This window comes from Moorena sp. SIO3I8, from assembly GCF_010692325.1.
GTDB lineage: Bacteria > Cyanobacteriota > Cyanobacteriia > Cyanobacteriales > Coleofasciculaceae > Moorena.
The window spans coordinates 1-14,873 of sequence record NZ_JAAHHW010000150.1 but is presented as its reverse complement, the minus strand read 5'-3'; the positions used below and the strand labels follow the sequence as shown (position 1 = coordinate 14,873).

Here is a 14,873-nt window from a genome sequence, read left to right as displayed (position 1 = left end):
TCAGTATAATAATAAAAATACTCACAAGTAATATAGGAAATAATATTACAAAAAATATCGAAAATACTCTTTTCAACCATGAATAAAAAAGCAATATATATTTTTCAAAAATTTGACTTTTTCTTATGACAAGATTATAGTTAGAGTTGTGATTGCTATAAAAACCATAAAGTATATTCTTTTGTTCTAAATCCCAAACTGTTATGATTTTATTTTTTGAGACACAAATTACTTGCTTGCCATCAGGAGTAATGGTAACATCATTTACTGAATTTTTATTTTCTATTACTTGAATGTGTTGATCTTGGAATTCTAAATTCCAAACCTTGAGTGTTTGATCTTTTGAAGCAGAAATAATCTTATTACCATCTCGTGTTACTTTTATATCATAGATTGAGTAATCATGACCAATAAAAGTTAATTTTTTTTCTTGATATTTTATATTCCAAACTTTAATAGTATTATCGAAGGAAGCAGAAATTACTTGTTTACCATCAGGTGTAAGATCAAGAGCACTAATAGGATTGTTATCATCTTCAAGGGTGAAAGCTTTTGTTCGCGTTTCTAAATTCCAGATTATAATAATGTTTGTAGCCTTATGACTAGAACCAGCAGAAATTAGCCACTTATCGTCACGACTAACTGCCATTGCATATACTGGCTCCGAATTTACACGACCCTGGAAATCTTTCTGCCCATGTATCTTCCTGAAAAGCATTTTGCCATTTGTTAAATTCCAAACCTTGATAGTTCCATCATCTGATCCAGAAATTACGCGATTATCCGAGGTGATAACAACAGTTCTCACTAAGTCTCCATGACCGATTAGGGTTAACTCTTCTTTAGCAGTTTCCAAATCCCAGACTTTCATAGATTCATAGTTTGCAATTGATGCTGAAACCACTTTCTTGCCATCGGGAGTAACGGCTAAAGCAACTACAGGGAGACTATGACGGTTAAATCTCTGTATTTCTTTACCTGTTGCTAAACTCCAGACTCTAACTGTATTATCAGAGGCACCAGAAATTACCCTAGTTCCATCAGGAGTAACCGCTACAGCATTTACTGGAGAAGTATGACCTGTTAATGTTAAGACTTCTGCACCTGTATTCAAATCCCACACTTTAACGGTGTGATCCGATGAAGCAGAAATTACCATGGTTCCATCTGGTGTGACAGCAACGGCATTTACCGAGTCACCATGACCACTAAGGGTAGAGAGTAAGGGTCCAGTAGGAGGATTTAACGTAGCTGTCAAGCTACGCAAACAAGTAGTTTCAGTTTGCGGTATCTGTTGTAATAATCGTTGAATGTCTAGGGTATCACAATCTAGTAAACGCCCTGAAAGTTGCCCTGCTAATTGATTTTGATCTTGACTTAATATATGTTTTGATAGTCGCAATGCTCCCTGAATTAACTTCAGTGATTTTATCGTTTGCTCGCTGTAGTCTGGATGAGCTAAGTCTATATCATTAATCAACTCATAATCTTCAATCAGTGCCTTGATGCCAAATTCAGGATGATTAAGTTTGGCTTCTATAAACTCATAATTACTTAACAAACGAGATAATTTGTTAAGTTGACCACCTTCTAACCATAAACGGGGAATATCACCCAAGAAATGCTCTATTTCCTCTGGTGATTTTTGCCCTAACCAACTGCGAAGATTACTCATAATTCAAGGGGTGCATCTCAATGCATGCTGTTTGATCTTTGATCCGGTGGTGCGTTACGGGGCTGGCTGTCGTAACCAAGCACGAAGAGTCGGAAAATTAGGGCGACCGCCCCTAACACACCCTACAAAACTCATAACTCCAGCCCTTCTGTCATATTATCCGCAATTTCAGTAATAATATTAGGTAACATCACGCCTGCTGCTTGCACAATATCCTGTCGATGCAAAAAATCTCGGAAACTTTCGTGATAAAATCGATAACGTGGTGGTCGATAGCTTTCTTGTTTCTGTAAAAATTGCTGCCATCCATCAAGCACTTCCTGCACGGTGAATTCATCTTGCTTAGAATAGTTAGCAATTATTTTACGAGAAGCTGCACTACGTAAGGCACACATCACATAAACAATTTTAATTTTAGCCCTGGGTAAAGGCTTGGTTGTCATCCCCATCAGTTGCCAATGGTTTTCGTAATAGCCTTGTAACCCTACGGGTAATTCATTCAATGGTTTATCATTATAAAAGCCATCGGCTATGGCTGGCAACACACAGCGCAAATACATAAAATTATTTTCGCTTTTTACGGCAATTTGTTCTACAAATTCCTGGTTAGAGAGGGCACGTTGCTGGTTAATCCACTGACTCAACCCCTGTTTATAGTTATTATGATTAAGCAATTGCCAAATATACTCTTTTACATCTTGATTGCTTTGTTTAGACTTTTCCCTTAAATCCAATTCTTTGCTTGGTGTACTCGGGGATAACCGCAGCCTTTTCTCATTCTGATTATACGGTCTTCTGGTCAGGATAAAATAAACACCGTCTGGCAAAATAGTCGGTAAATATAAAAGATTACCAGATCCCTCTTGGTCAACTTCATCCAAGGCATCCACAACAATCACCAACCGTTCACCGGCAGATAATTTTTCCCTAACCTTAGCCAACAACGCTGATAAATCAGCATCTTGAGCATCTGACAACTGGTAACGAGTGATCAATTGTTGACGGATTTTCCTGAGGAATAATTCTGGACGATTCATGCCCTCAGCACGACTATTAAAAAAACAAATAGCGTCTGGGTTGTCTAATACATACTTAGCAGCAATGGCGCTTTTACCCATCCCGGCATCACCAATAACAGTAAAGTAGCCATGAGTAGTGTTGCTGAAGAAGTCTTCAATAGCCTTAAAGACAAACTGACGTCCGCAAAATAAGTGAGTTTTGTCTTGAATAAGTTGTTCAAACTCTGGTGGTAACTGCTGTTGAGGCTCCCAGTCTTTTTTGTCAACGATATCAGTTGGTTTAATCTTTAGAACGTTGCAAATATTTCTAACTGCCCATCTTTCTACTCCATGGGGACAATCTTTAGTACCAAGCAAGCGCTTAACGGTATCCACAGAGACACGGGCATGCTGTGCTAGTTTCTCTTGAGTTAGTCTAGCGTCTTTGTAAGCTTGTTTGAGTCTAGCTTTACCTTGCTGACTCGATCGCACTTTGTCAGATTCACGCATTTTGATTTTAGGGAGTAGGGAGCAGGGAGCAGGGAGCAGCGAGCAGGGAGTCGGGAGTCGGGAGTCGGGAGTCGGGAGTCGGGAGTCGGGAGTCGGGAGTCGGGAGTCGGGAGTCGGGAGTCGGGAGTCGGGAGTTATGTAACTCGTGGTTACTGGGAATTTCACCAACTAGGGCAGATAGGTTTTTCTTGATTAACCTATTTGCCCTAATCTATTTTACACAGGACTTACGCAACGCCCCCTAAATCCGCCAATTCTGGGGGACTTTGACTTGATTACCCCCCAAAATTGGGGGGCAGGGGGGCAAAACCGACTAACTTCGTAAGTCTGATTACAACAATAGGGCAAAGGCTAACATCAACTAAACCCATTTGCCCTTGGCGTAGATAGTTTCCTCTGAATAGGATACGAATATCAGCAGCCAACGATAGAAGATTGAGGAGAGCAACAATGACGTTTAGTTTTTCTAAGAAGCCACAAAATAACGATGACTACCGTAATATCAAAGAAGAAATCATCCGGGAATTATTACGACAAGTAAGACATAGTTACAACCTTGCTCTTGGTGTAACTGCTGCATCCGCGTTGATGACTTTATTTGGTGTCGGATTGTTATATATTGACAAAGTGTCGGAAGCAAGCCTGACCGCATCGGGCGGAGTTTTGGGCACTATTACTAGTGTCCAATTCGCCAAGGATTCACAGGAAGAATTAGAGGAAATGATGGATAAATTGTCAGATGAAACAGGGGATTAGTGTGGGGAGATAGGGAGATGGGGAGATGGGGAGATGGGGATATTTGTATTAATGGTAGTGGTAAAATCCCTATATACTTTCTTGCCTATTGCCTATTGCCTCTTGCCGGGTGCATCTCCTAAAAGCTGTTTGATCCCGTGGTGCGTTACTAACGCACCCTACGCAACATTTACTGTTCCCTGTTCCCTGTTCCCTGTTCCCTACTTTTAGAAAATGTTTACCTTTCAATTCACCAATTTACAACATTCTCGTTGGGTTACCTCATGGCGATAGCGAAACATTTGCTCTAATTGCAGCGTTACTAACCAACCAAACATTTCTTCCACTAACGCTCCTCCTGGTAAAGCAAATTCAATGGAATCAGTTAGCCGAGTTTTCTGGTCTTCTGGAATAAATTGATGGCGATGAACCCAATAGTCAAAGGGTCCTTCTTTTTGTTGATCACTAAAGAGTCGGTATTGCTCATACTCGGTATGAACAGCATTCCATTGTAAGGGAATTAGACCAACAAAAATCCGAAATTCCGAAACTGCTCCAATCCCTAAACCTCCTTCACGACGGATCACCTGGATTGGTTGCCAGGGTGGAGTGAGCAGATCGAGTATATCATCTCGCTCATGAAAGTTCCAAACTATGTCAACTGGTGCATTGATCACAGTAGAATAGTTAAAGTGCAGCATTATAGCAGTTTTAAATTGGGTTAGGTAGTTTCGTCTTGGGTTTTAGGGAGCAGGGAGGAGGTAAGAGGGAAAAAATCCTGTGTACCTTATATCTACAAGTTATCAATAAATATAAAACGCTGGTTTGGAGACTATAGCCTGTCAACCTTCAACTTATCAACCGGTCAACCTTCAACTTGTCAACCTTCAACTGATCAACCGGTAAACCTGTTAACTTATTAACAGGTAAAGCTGTAAACGCGATTGACCGTAGGTCACGCTACGCGAACGCAAAGTTAGCTGTCCGGCAAAAGAAGCCCCACAACGAACATGCGCAGCATGAGTGTGGGATGAATTTTGCACAGAGTCTCTGGGATTCGGCTTTGCCGACGCTACACGAACGGGGAGACGAGCTATAAAGCTTCTAAGTAGCGATGATTGAGTCATTGCCCTCCGTTCTGCTTCTTGTTCTAATTGTTTTTTTTCAAAATCGGTAAGTCTAATTGTCATTTTTATTATTTTCATTATGACTGGCGGTTTGACTAGCTGTACACTATAATTCTAGTAGGTCGATAAACTAGAGGACAAGTAAAATGATAATTGCGTACCAATACCGATTGAAGCCAACAAAAAAGCAAAGAGCCAAGATAGATCACTGGCTTTCAATGCTATGTGCCCAGTACAATTACTTGTTGGCTGATCGTTTCAATTGGTACGAGCAAAATCGCTGCTCCATTAATGCCTGTCCTCTTGTTTGTTACCTTCCCGAGCTAAGGAACAACCCTGATTATTACAGTCAGAAAAAGAGTTTACCAAATCTCAAAAAAACTCATCCCTGGTACAAAGACATTCATTCTCAAGTACTTCAGGATGCTGTAAAAAGGGTTAAGTTGGCTTTTGATAGATTCATTAAAGGTGATAGTAACGGAAAGCGAAGCGGAAGACCCAGGTTCAAAAAACCACATCGCTACCGTACATTTACCTATCCCCAGATGAAAGAAGGGTGTTTGGAAAGCAATTTGATCAACCTTCCAAAAATAGGCAAAGTAAAAGTTGTTTTACATCGCCCTATTCCTGATGGGTTCAAAATTAAGACAGCCTCTATCACCAATAAATGTGATGGCTACTACCTAGTTTTATCTCTAGAAGATAAGACGGTTCCCGAAATTAAACCTAACATCAATCCCGACTCAATAATTGGTATTGATGTTGGACTTAAGGATTTCTTGACTACTTCCGAAGGTGAAACAATAGAGATCCCACAATACTATCGAAAATCTCAAAAAAGACTGAGAGTTCTACAGAAAAGGGTTTCTCGACGGGTGTTGGGAGGTAGTAACAGGCTTAAGGCTATCAAGCAGCTTGGTAAGCAACACAAAAAAGTGGCGGACAAGCGGAAAGACTTCCACTTTAAAACCGCCAATTACTTGCTGTCAAAATATGACGTAATTGCTCACGAAAAATTAAACGTCAAGGGACTTGTCTTATCCCGATTGGCTAAATCTGTGTTGGATGCGGGTTGGTCAAACTTTCTGACGATCCTAACAAGCAAAGCCGAGAATGCTGGCTTGTTGGCGATTCCAGTAAGTGCTCAAAACACTTCACAGAATTGCTCCAATTGCGGCAATAAAGTTCCCAAAAAGCTGCATATCCGGTGGCATGATTGTCCCCATTGTGGATGCAGTTTGGATCGCGATCACAATGCTGCGATCAATATAAGAAATAGAGCGGCAGGGCAGTCCGTTCTTAAAGCCCAGCGCCTCCTAAGGGATGCCCGGATTGGCTGGGAAGCCTACACTGAACTCAAAGAGTCAGTGTAGGAGCTGTCACAGCTGGTAACCAGAGTCATTCCAACCATAAATTGGGTCTCTTGACTGCTCTTTTTGCCGATTTTTTCTGACCTGAGTTGCTCGAATCAGGGTTTGCCTGACAATACTGACCAGGTTATACCATGTTATTTCCTGATTTTTGAGTAATTCCCGGATTTCTTGCAGAGCCAGTTTAGCGGCTAGAGATTCAGTTTCTTCTTCTGGTCTAATTGGTGTAGAAAGCCTGATCGGGTCTCGTTGCACCGCAGCAAAGGCTTGACGCACAGTAGTGGTAATCTGCTGCCTTAGTTTTTTGTGTCCCTTTAACTGCTGCTGACGCCTCCCCTCTTCACAGGAAGCATACAGAGGTGGTAAACGATTGAGGGCGTAGGTAGCCACTTCTACCTGGTTTATATACTTAGCTAGCTTTGGGGAAAGTCGAGACTTTTGAAGCTCTATTTCCTGAGCCACTAAGATTTCCATGACATTTTGATAGTTGATTGCTTGATGTAATCGATGTGCTTCCATGACTTAACCAATTTATTGCAATAAATAAAAAGTCTTTGACGAGTGGCAATATCAAAGATGGCAAGGTGAAAGACATTTTGTTCTGCCTACCCAAGCACCAGATCGTCAAATCCCCTAGTTGGGGTCACCGTTTCTGAGTAACCAATTTATTGAACTCCTGTTGGATTAGCTCTGAGCTTCTACTACTGTAGTGAAGCACTTATAGATAGCTTTTATTTATCCTGTCAGGAACTCTCAACAATAGCTCTTTAGTATTTTTTTTGGTTTGAGCTTAACCCTACACCTGGCCAGGTGACTCTGGTACCCACATCTGCTACCCAAATCTGGTACCCACAATAGTAACTCATCTTTTGCTTTCCGCCTATGATATAGATCACAGGCAAAAGCCACGGTTGCGATCGCAATCCTAATTCTGAACCAGTCGCATTTTGTATAAATCTAGTCCTAATTACTAAGTACTGAGGGGTTGATCAAAGTTTTTACTTGTTACAAATTCCCTAGGATTGCTAGAGGGATAATCATGTGTTATAATTCAAAGGTTTGTTGATTTTTTTGACGACGCTGGATAATATTTTCAGATACTTCTAAATCGACCTGGACTTTTCTAATTGCTAGGTCTACCGGTAATCCTCTGAGATACCAGCGGTATACCCTGGCTAAGGTAGATTCATCGGCATCAGCCATAGCCGATGCGATCGCATCTTGAACAGGACTAGGTACCATTTCCTTTAGGGTGGGGAATCGCTTGCTAGTAAACTCATCCCGACCACTTTTTAACTTAAGAAAATCTTTAAATTTAGCATTTTTTCCGAGGGCAATCAGCTCAGAGATCTGGTTAGCAAGTTTTGGTACAGGTTTAGCCTTGGGCAACTCAGAGAACTGATCAGCAAGTTTTGGTAAAGAAGGTTGAACCTTGGACAACTCAGTTGCTTTCTTTCTTACAGCGCTAACCCCTTTGCGTTGATCCATAGCCTGATTCGCAACGGCATCGGCTTCTGAATTCTGTGCTCGGGGAATCCACTCTAATTGAACAGAGTCAAACTGGTTCAGAAGTGACTTAGCTTTTGTCCATAACGGTCGTAAGTGGGGTGTTTTAACTCTCCAGGTACCTTTAAGCTGATTGATAACCAGTTGAGAATCTCCTTTTAGGACTACCTGCCCAGCACCGATTTCCAAAGCCTTCTCCAACCCAAGAATGGCTCCGGTATATTCGGCCTCATTGTTGGTAGCATGAGGAAAAAATTGACTAACGCTAATGGTTTTAGCTCCCGGTTGTTTAATAACAGCAGCAGCACCAGCTATGCCAGGATTCCCACGAGACCCCCCATCAAATAGGATAGTAAGCTTGCTGTTAGTCTTCTTAGCTGTTAAGTTGACTGATTGGTTGTTCATATAATATTCGCTTTTGCGTTCACCCAGCGGCTCCTACAGAGCATCGCAAAATGCCTCTGAAGAAGGGAAGCATATATATATAAGGTAATAGACTCAACTAGCGTATGTGGGGTGTGGCGTGTGGAGAGATGGGGTGTGGGGTGTGGGGTGTGGAGAGATGGGGAGATGGGGAGATGGGGTGTGGGGAGATGGGGAGATGGGGAGATGGGGAGATGGGGAGATGGGGAGATGGGGAGATAGGAAATATTTTTATAGCGTTTCTGATATTTATCAGGTACAGTCAATTTTCTTCCCCCCTCAAGATGCAGTTGCTAATGGGACAAACCACAACCGTTGCTGATGGGGAAACCGTCTCAGGTCGGCGCTGCATCTGTTGTGGAAAATTCTTCCCACACTCCCCTCTCTCCCCACACTCCCGATTCCCGATTCCCTAACCCCTCCTCGGAGGGGTTAGGGGTGGGTTCCGATTCCCGACTCCCGACTCCCTTTTCATAGTTCATCCTTAATAGTTTCTTAAAGCTTATCTAAACAAGCTTTCAATTTTTCAGCCAAAACCCGGACATTGGGTTCTAGCATCATTGAGATATGATCACCAGGAATATGGTGAACTTCAATGCCAGAAGCTGCCATACCATCCCAACCATTAAGAGGGTCATGGTAATGTCCTGGAGGTTGCTGTTTAGCTCGAAAGAGAGTTATTTTCCCTGGGTAGACTGATGACAGCTCAGATGGTTGAGTCTCGTAGTTAGCATTTTGGATATCTGAGATGCCATCAACCAAATTAGGGTTTGGTAAAGCAGGTTCGGTAGATAAGTTAGACTTTTTAGCAAACCACTGGAATTGCCGTTTGTATGCTCCAGATTTATAATGTCTGACAAACGCTCTGATTCTCTCAGACAAATAAGCTCGCCTTTTGTGAGGTTCAAGTCTCCAAAGGTTATTCCAATAGGTTTGTAGTTTTTGTATCCAAAATAAAGTGTACCGTTGTAAGACGGTGGTATTTTCGTAGGGCTTCCACTGATAACCAATAGCATAGCTATCAAACAAGGCAACAATTGCTACAGTCTGACCTTGAGCATCAAGCTGCTTAGCCATTTCAAAGGCGATTTGACCTCCGAGGGATACCCCTTGTAGAAAATAAGGCCCTTCGGGTTGAAACCGTCGCATTTCCTCAATGTAGTGAGCGGCTAACTCCTTGAGTCCATTACCTATACCCGGTTTGGTATTGATGTTGTCGGCTTTAGTAGCCGCTGCTAGTCCATAACTTAGTCCATAAACTGGATAGTCCCAACCAAGATAACGTACCAAATCGCGGTAGTATATAAACCCTTCCCCAAGGATGTGAATCGCAAACACAACTGGCTTGGAACCACTAGGTTGAATGGGCACTAGGGAAAACCAAGAGGATGACCATTCTGACTGGCACAGAAGTTGAGCGAGTTGCTTGATGGTTGGTGCTTGGAATAGAGCAGCTAGGGGCAGTTGTTTGCCGAAGGTCTTCTCAATCTCACTAGATAGCTGCACAGCTAGGAGGGAATTTCCTCCTAACCCGAAGAAGTTGTCATCGATGCCAATCTGGGAAACTCCCAACACCTTCTGCCAAATGCTAGCCAGTTGACGCTCTATATCAGTTACTGGCAAGACGTTTTCAGTATCCTTGCTTGGTGAAATCAACTGCTCTCGGTCGATTTCACCTGCGGGAGTTAGGGGCATAGCTTGGAGTTGCTGAAACTTAGGGGTGATAGAGGTTCCAAAAGGAACGAATGCCTCTAACCTCTGCAACTGAGCAACAGATAGTTCTGTAACCGCCGTGAAATATACCGATACCCGCTGCCGATGGTATGGTGGCTGTTGGGTGTATCGTCTAACATAGGGATTGCTGCCATCCAAACCCAAAATCAGGGAGTGTTGGTCGTGGTGCAGCCCAGCGAGAATAGAATTGATTCCCTGTTGGTTGAAAATTCCGTACTGACCTAAGGCACGACGGGACTCCCTAATCTGTTTACTCCGATTGAGGGTGGTCTCAACCCATGTGCTTGAGCCATAGCAGTAGCTGCGCACCAAGGTCTTGTGCCGCTGGTAGTAGCAGAAGCACTCTAGAAAATTATTAGCGGCAGCATAAGCACCAATTGTCGCTCCCCCAAAGAAGGCTAGCACGGAAGAAAGGCTGATAAAAACACTGTCTGGCTGATCTTTAATTAGTTGATGCAGTACCCACGACCCTAAAAGCTTGGGACGAAGTGTAGCAGCAAAACTGTTGCGGGTTTCCTCTACTAAAAAATGTTCTGGGGCAATTCCGGCCAAATGAATGACCCCTTCAAGGAAAGCTTGCCAGTCAGACTGGGCTCGTTCAACCACCTGTTGCAACTGAGCTAAATCACAAATATCCACGGCCTCGTAGCGTATCTCTCCTCCCAGTTGCTCGGCCAGTTGCTCTAGGTTTTGATAGGCTCTGACGGCAGGTGCTAACCCATTTCCATCCTTTAAATGGTTTCCTTTGGTAGTCGGCTCTGGTAAGGGGGTTCGACCGACTAAAAGCAGACGAGCTTGATAGTGGTTTAGGAGAAATTTAGCAATTTCTACTCCAATCCCTCCCAAACCCCCACTAATCAAATACATTCCCTTTTGCTTAAAGGGCAATTCCTGTTTTTCGAGTTGGGGTAGGTCAGCTTTTTCGAGTAAGGGTACCAAACGGTTGCGATTGCGGTATGCTACTTCTCGCTCTTTCTGACATACAGCCATTTCCCGCAGGATATGAAACCCATTAATGTGGTGGTCATCCACAGGTATATCGATATGGCGACAGTTCAGCCAAGGCAGTTCTCTCGGACAGGTTTTGATCAGACCCAGAATCGGACTTTTCTCATAGGCAATGTCATCCTGGGGCGAGGTAGGCTGTGTATAGCTAGAAACCACAGTCAACTGGACTTCTGAATTGAGAATTCTCAAGGGTGAATTCAACTGTGACTTCAAACCATCCAAAGCCTGAATTAAAAATAGTAGACTGTAAGTGCCCTGATTCTGAGCTTGTTCTAGTGCTTCGGATGACTCAATTTCTCCCGGATACTCGTCATAGGTCCACAAATGGAGAATCTGTGCGATGGGTTGGTCGGTTTCCACCAACGACTTCAGTAATTGCTGATAGTGATCAGGATTGGTGGGGTCAATAGAATAGCGGTTGTCTGTAAGTTGGGCATCTGTAAGTTGGGCACCTGTAAGTCGCAAAAAATCGGCTCCGGGGGCTCCGGGTTCCACTGCTACACATTGGTCTTTACCTAGCTTGGAGCACAATACTTCTCCTAATCCCAAGGAGTCTAGAAATATCAGAGTTCGACCATTTGTAGGTGTCCTACCTAAGGTGACTGCTTCTTTTCGATGCCAAACTTTACGATAAAACCAGTCTGGAAGGGTATTCTCATTACCCAGAAGACAATCAACTTTTTTGAGAATCGGGTCAAATTCACCAGCGTTAAACTGCTCCTTGAGTTGCGATCGCAAAATTTTCCCAATCGAACTCTTGGGGATTGCCTGTTTTGGTAGAGGAATAAGATAACTCGGACTCACCCCTAGTTTGCTAACCACCTCAGTGGAGATGTCCTGGAGTAATGGGGTTAACTGGTCATCCTCAGACCAATCAGTATGGAAGAAAATGACCAATTGGTCAGTATCTTTACTTGGTTGTCGAATTCCGCAAGCTGCTGTGTAAGAGGGAATCACCCCCTCTACCTGCTCAACCACTGCTTCGATTTCATAACTATAGTGATTGAGACCATTAATAATAATGACATCTTTTTCTCGACCGGTAATCGTGAGACGTCCGTCACGCAGTACACCATTATCTCCGGTTTTTAACCATCCATCCGGTGTAAAGGCTTCTCGATTTAGCTCAGGATTCTGGTAATAACCATCACTAACCATCGGACCAGAAATCTGTACCTGACCCACTGTATCTTCTTCAACTATTTGTCCGAGTGCATCCACAATCCGCACAGAAAAGCCAGGCACAGGTCTGCCAACTTCTACAACAGAGTGGTTAACAGACTGGTTATCCGACGGTAAATTCAACAAGTACCGATGGGAAAATACCACAGCAGCACAGGTTTCAGACATTCCCCAAGCTGAATGCATGGCATTGACCGATAACCCATGGGGAGAAAGCAACTGCAAGAATCGCTTTGCAGTTTGAGGTACAATCGGCTCAGCCACACTTAATACAGATTTGAGGGAAGATAAATCCCATTTCCGGTGGCTGTTAGCAACGGATTTCTGATTTATTTTCTGATTTATCAAACCTAGGGCAAAATTAGGAGCCCAGGCAAAGGTAACCCGATAGTTTTCAATCCAATCCAACCAATTGAGGGGATTTTCCAAGAAAGCTTTAGCGGGAGCATGGATTTGCAGGTTACCGACATAGACATCCCGAATACAACAGCGTACCAGAGAGCCAACATGGTCTAAGTTAAGCCAGTTCAAGGAGATATCATCTTGGGTCAGATTATTCCTCTGGGCACTGGCGGCGACATTATTAATTAAATTGCTATGGCTCAACCTGACGCCTTTAGGCATTCCTGTACTTCCAGAGGTCAGTAACAATATTGCTAAATCATCCGGTTGGCTGTGATAGTAATTTAGGTCAGGCTCAGATGAGCGCAAGTTGTCTACGGTTTCAATTAAAATTTCTTTTTTGGGCAAGGGATGCTCGGTAGGAGCCGCTACGGGAAAGCATAAACCACGGATTGCTGGAGCAAGGGTATCACTGGTTAGGATGACCGGTTGCTCTAGCATTTTCCAGGCATTGCACAGCTTATTGACAGTACTGTTAGATGACTCATAGGTCGGTGCGATCGCAATCGGGACTGGGACAAAACCGCCCAAAATACAAGCCCAGAAGGTTGGAATGAAGTCTTGATTTTGGTCAAATTGGAAGATTACTTTGTCTTGAGGCTTTAGATTTAGTTTTCTTAAGCCACCAAGAATCTGCTGTGCTTCTTCGAGGAGAGCTGGGTAAGATTGATAGTTTTGGTGAGTATTTCCCTGACTATCAGAGTCGAGATAGATAATCCCTTGCTCCGGCGCAACCCTTGCAGTTTTTAGTAGCGCTTGGGAGAGAGTTGAGATATCTGTTGGTAACTGTAGCGCTTCACCATGACTGATGGCGGGTTTTGATGGGGTGGAATTTGAGCGATGCTCCCCCTGAGTCGCTACGGGAACGCAATCGGAAGATGCCTTGGGGTAAGGGCTCGGTAGGGGCTTGGCTTGTGATAATTCTGTAGGTTGCTTTGGACTAGTTTCGGTGGAGGGTGGAAGTAGGTCTAATAGATGTAGGGGTGTGTCGGGCTGGGTGTAGTCTTGTAGAACTACGGCGACTTGCTTGATTTCTGCCCCTCCATAACTATATGACTGTAGCTGCTCTTCCCATTGCTGCACTAAGTCGGTATCAATTATTTCTACAGAAGCTAGTGCTTGTTGATCTATCTCACCTGTGGGAGTTAGGGGCAAGGTAGTTACCGGAACAATAATTATGTTAGGGGAGAAATTAGGGGGGACTTTTGGTTCACCAAATTTTGGTTCACCACTAGATAGCAGAGTGTCTGAGATGGTGTCTGACACGACCCCTTGCAGGAGCGATCGCAGTTGTTCTGATGAAGATGATCCAGCTGAGACTACATAGGCAATAATAGGCAAAAAACTACAATTGTCTCTGAGGGCTATTTTTTTCTTTTCTTCTGTAATTTTACTCTCCAGGACAACACAGTCGTCAACTAACGAATTTGCTAACAAAGCCGATTCGATTTTGGTCAATAGTTGTGGCAGATAGTCTTGGATTGGCTTTTCTATAATGTTATCGTTATCTTGTCCTATATACTTGGTAATATCTGGCTGCATTTCTCGATACTTTTGTTGAGTATTTTTTTGACGAGGGGTTTAATTGCTGATTAATAATGTATTTAAATATATTGATTTAAACTTAAATTTAATATAAAAATAAATATAAACGTAAGCATTCAGCCATCAGCCGTCAGCCGTCAGCCGTCAGCATTCAGGATTCAGCCGTGAGCTTTTAGCTCAAGCTACTTGAGGTGCTGACGTAACAAAGATTAAACGAATGCTTACTTGTTTTATTTAAAAGCTCCTTGCTCAAAGCTGAGAGCTGATAGCTGATAGCTGATAGCTAAATAATTACATATAAAATTTTATTTATATGAATACAAAGGGTGAGTAACTTGGTAATTAAGTTAAACAAATAATTACAGTTTAAAAAAACCTGAATATCTCTGATTTTTGTAAACAGTAATTTCATCAAAAAATGAACATATAGCGTTTATAAAATATATGAGGGACAGTCTTTATTGGCGCTGATTGGCTTTAAGACATTCTTGCCTTGGTGCAAACCGCCGTATCCGAAGGGTAACCACAGGTCTAAGTACAGGACAAAAAATGGAGAGAGTTAAGAAAAGCTGGGAACTGGTGGTCAAGATTGGTGAAAATTGAGCGCAGATAATCAAATCCCAAACGAAATAGGCTCTTGGCTCGTCGTTGATGGGAT

General features: G+C 42.9%; 12 protein-coding genes. 4 read left to right on the top strand and 8 right to left on the bottom strand.

Features of this window, described 5'->3' with window-relative positions; genetic code table 11:
- Both F6K51_RS32020 and F6K51_RS32015 read right to left on the bottom strand, forming a co-directional pair.
- Positions 1–1,675 (bottom strand): WD40 repeat domain-containing protein (locus F6K51_RS32020; protein WP_293028393.1); only part of this gene is annotated, 1,675 nt, incomplete at its 3' end.
- Positions 1,676–1,806: 131 nt separating this feature from the next.
- Positions 1,807–3,348 (bottom strand): AAA family ATPase, encoded by a 1,542-nt coding sequence (locus tag F6K51_RS32015; protein WP_293028390.1) that lies wholly within the window; start codon positions 3,346–3,348, stop codon positions 1,807–1,809.
- 285 nt (positions 3,349–3,633) lie between these two features.
- Between F6K51_RS32015 and F6K51_RS32010 the strand changes: the two genes are divergently transcribed.
- Positions 3,634–3,939, top strand: coding sequence for a hypothetical protein (locus F6K51_RS32010; protein ID WP_293028387.1), 306 nt, complete (start codon positions 3,634–3,636; stop codon positions 3,937–3,939).
- Between the two features lie 224 nt (positions 3,940–4,163).
- Here the strand turns inward: F6K51_RS32010 and F6K51_RS32005 are convergent, their stop codons facing one another.
- Together F6K51_RS32005 and F6K51_RS32000 are read right to left on the bottom strand one after the other, a co-directional pair.
- Positions 4,164–4,619, bottom strand: coding sequence for an SRPBCC family protein (locus F6K51_RS32005; RefSeq protein ID WP_293028383.1), 456 nt, complete (start codon positions 4,617–4,619; stop codon positions 4,164–4,166).
- 210 nt (positions 4,620–4,829) lie between these two features.
- Positions 4,830–5,108: a hypothetical protein gene (locus F6K51_RS32000; RefSeq protein WP_293028380.1), complete on the bottom strand. Its 279-nt coding sequence runs from the start codon at positions 5,106–5,108 to the stop codon at positions 4,830–4,832.
- An 83-nt stretch (positions 5,109–5,191) separates the two neighbouring features.
- On the opposite strand from F6K51_RS32000, the gene F6K51_RS31995 reads away from it, so the two are divergent.
- Positions 5,192–6,418, top strand: coding sequence for a transposase (locus F6K51_RS31995; protein ID WP_293028376.1), 1,227 nt, complete (start codon positions 5,192–5,194; stop codon positions 6,416–6,418).
- Positions 6,419–6,424: 6 nt separating this feature from the next.
- On the opposite strand, the gene F6K51_RS31990 is transcribed toward F6K51_RS31995, so the two are convergent.
- The gene (locus F6K51_RS31990; protein WP_293028373.1) at positions 6,425–6,934 is read right to left on the bottom strand and encodes a late competence development ComFB family protein; all 510 of its coding nucleotides are present in this window, start codon (positions 6,932–6,934) and stop codon (positions 6,425–6,427) included.
- 525 nt (positions 6,935–7,459) lie between these two features.
- Entirely contained in the window at positions 7,460–8,326 is an 867-nt protein-coding gene (locus F6K51_RS31985; protein WP_293028370.1) for a ribonuclease HI family protein, read from the bottom strand.
- Between the two features lie 196 nt (positions 8,327–8,522).
- On the opposite strand from F6K51_RS31985, the gene F6K51_RS31980 reads away from it, so the two are divergent.
- Both F6K51_RS31980 and F6K51_RS31975 read left to right on the top strand, forming a co-directional pair.
- Complete coding sequence (locus F6K51_RS31980; RefSeq protein WP_293028367.1) at positions 8,523–8,666, top strand: hypothetical protein; 144 nt, start codon at positions 8,523–8,525, stop codon at positions 8,664–8,666.
- Positions 8,666–8,821, top strand: coding sequence for a hypothetical protein (locus F6K51_RS31975; protein ID WP_293028364.1), 156 nt, complete (start codon positions 8,666–8,668; stop codon positions 8,819–8,821). Before F6K51_RS31980 ends, F6K51_RS31975 begins: the two co-directional genes overlap by 1 nt.
- Positions 8,822–8,839: 18 nt before the next feature.
- Here F6K51_RS31975 and F6K51_RS31970 read toward each other — a convergent pair whose 3' ends face one another.
- Both F6K51_RS31970 and F6K51_RS31965 read right to left on the bottom strand, forming a co-directional pair.
- On the bottom strand, positions 8,840–14,212 hold the full coding sequence (locus F6K51_RS31970; protein WP_293028361.1) for an SDR family oxidoreductase: 5,373 nt from the start codon (positions 14,210–14,212) through the stop codon (positions 8,840–8,842).
- 461 nt (positions 14,213–14,673) lie between these two features.
- Positions 14,674–14,873, bottom strand: a 200-nt coding sequence (locus F6K51_RS31965) for a hypothetical protein (RefSeq protein ID WP_293028359.1), incomplete at its 5' end; no start/stop codon positions are given.

What these genes read in the sequence shown, in the direction of transcription:
- F6K51_RS31995 (WP_293028376.1), top strand. Translation starts at nt 5,192, where the DNA reads ATGATAATTGCGTACCAATACCGATTGAAGCCAACAAAAAAGCAAAGA.
- F6K51_RS31985 (WP_293028370.1), bottom strand. Translation starts at nt 8,326, where the DNA reads ATGAACAACCAATCAGTCAACTTAACAGCTAAGAAGACTAACAGCAAG.
- F6K51_RS31975 (WP_293028364.1), top strand. Translation starts at nt 8,666, where the DNA reads ATGGGGAAACCGTCTCAGGTCGGCGCTGCATCTGTTGTGGAAAATTCT.
- F6K51_RS32005 (WP_293028383.1), bottom strand. Translation starts at nt 4,619, where the DNA reads ATGCTGCACTTTAACTATTCTACTGTGATCAATGCACCAGTTGACATA.
- F6K51_RS32010 (WP_293028387.1), top strand. Translation starts at nt 3,634, where the DNA reads ATGACGTTTAGTTTTTCTAAGAAGCCACAAAATAACGATGACTACCGT.
- F6K51_RS31990 (WP_293028373.1), bottom strand. Translation starts at nt 6,934, where the DNA reads ATGGAAGCACATCGATTACATCAAGCAATCAACTATCAAAATGTCATG.
- F6K51_RS32000 (WP_293028380.1), bottom strand. Translation starts at nt 5,108, where the DNA reads ATGACAATTAGACTTACCGATTTTGAAAAAAAACAATTAGAACAAGAA.
- F6K51_RS31970 (WP_293028361.1), bottom strand. Translation starts at nt 14,212, where the DNA reads ATGCAGCCAGATATTACCAAGTATATAGGACAAGATAACGATAACATT.
- F6K51_RS31980 (WP_293028367.1), top strand. Translation starts at nt 8,523, where the DNA reads ATGGGGAGATGGGGAGATGGGGAGATGGGGAGATGGGGAGATAGGAAA.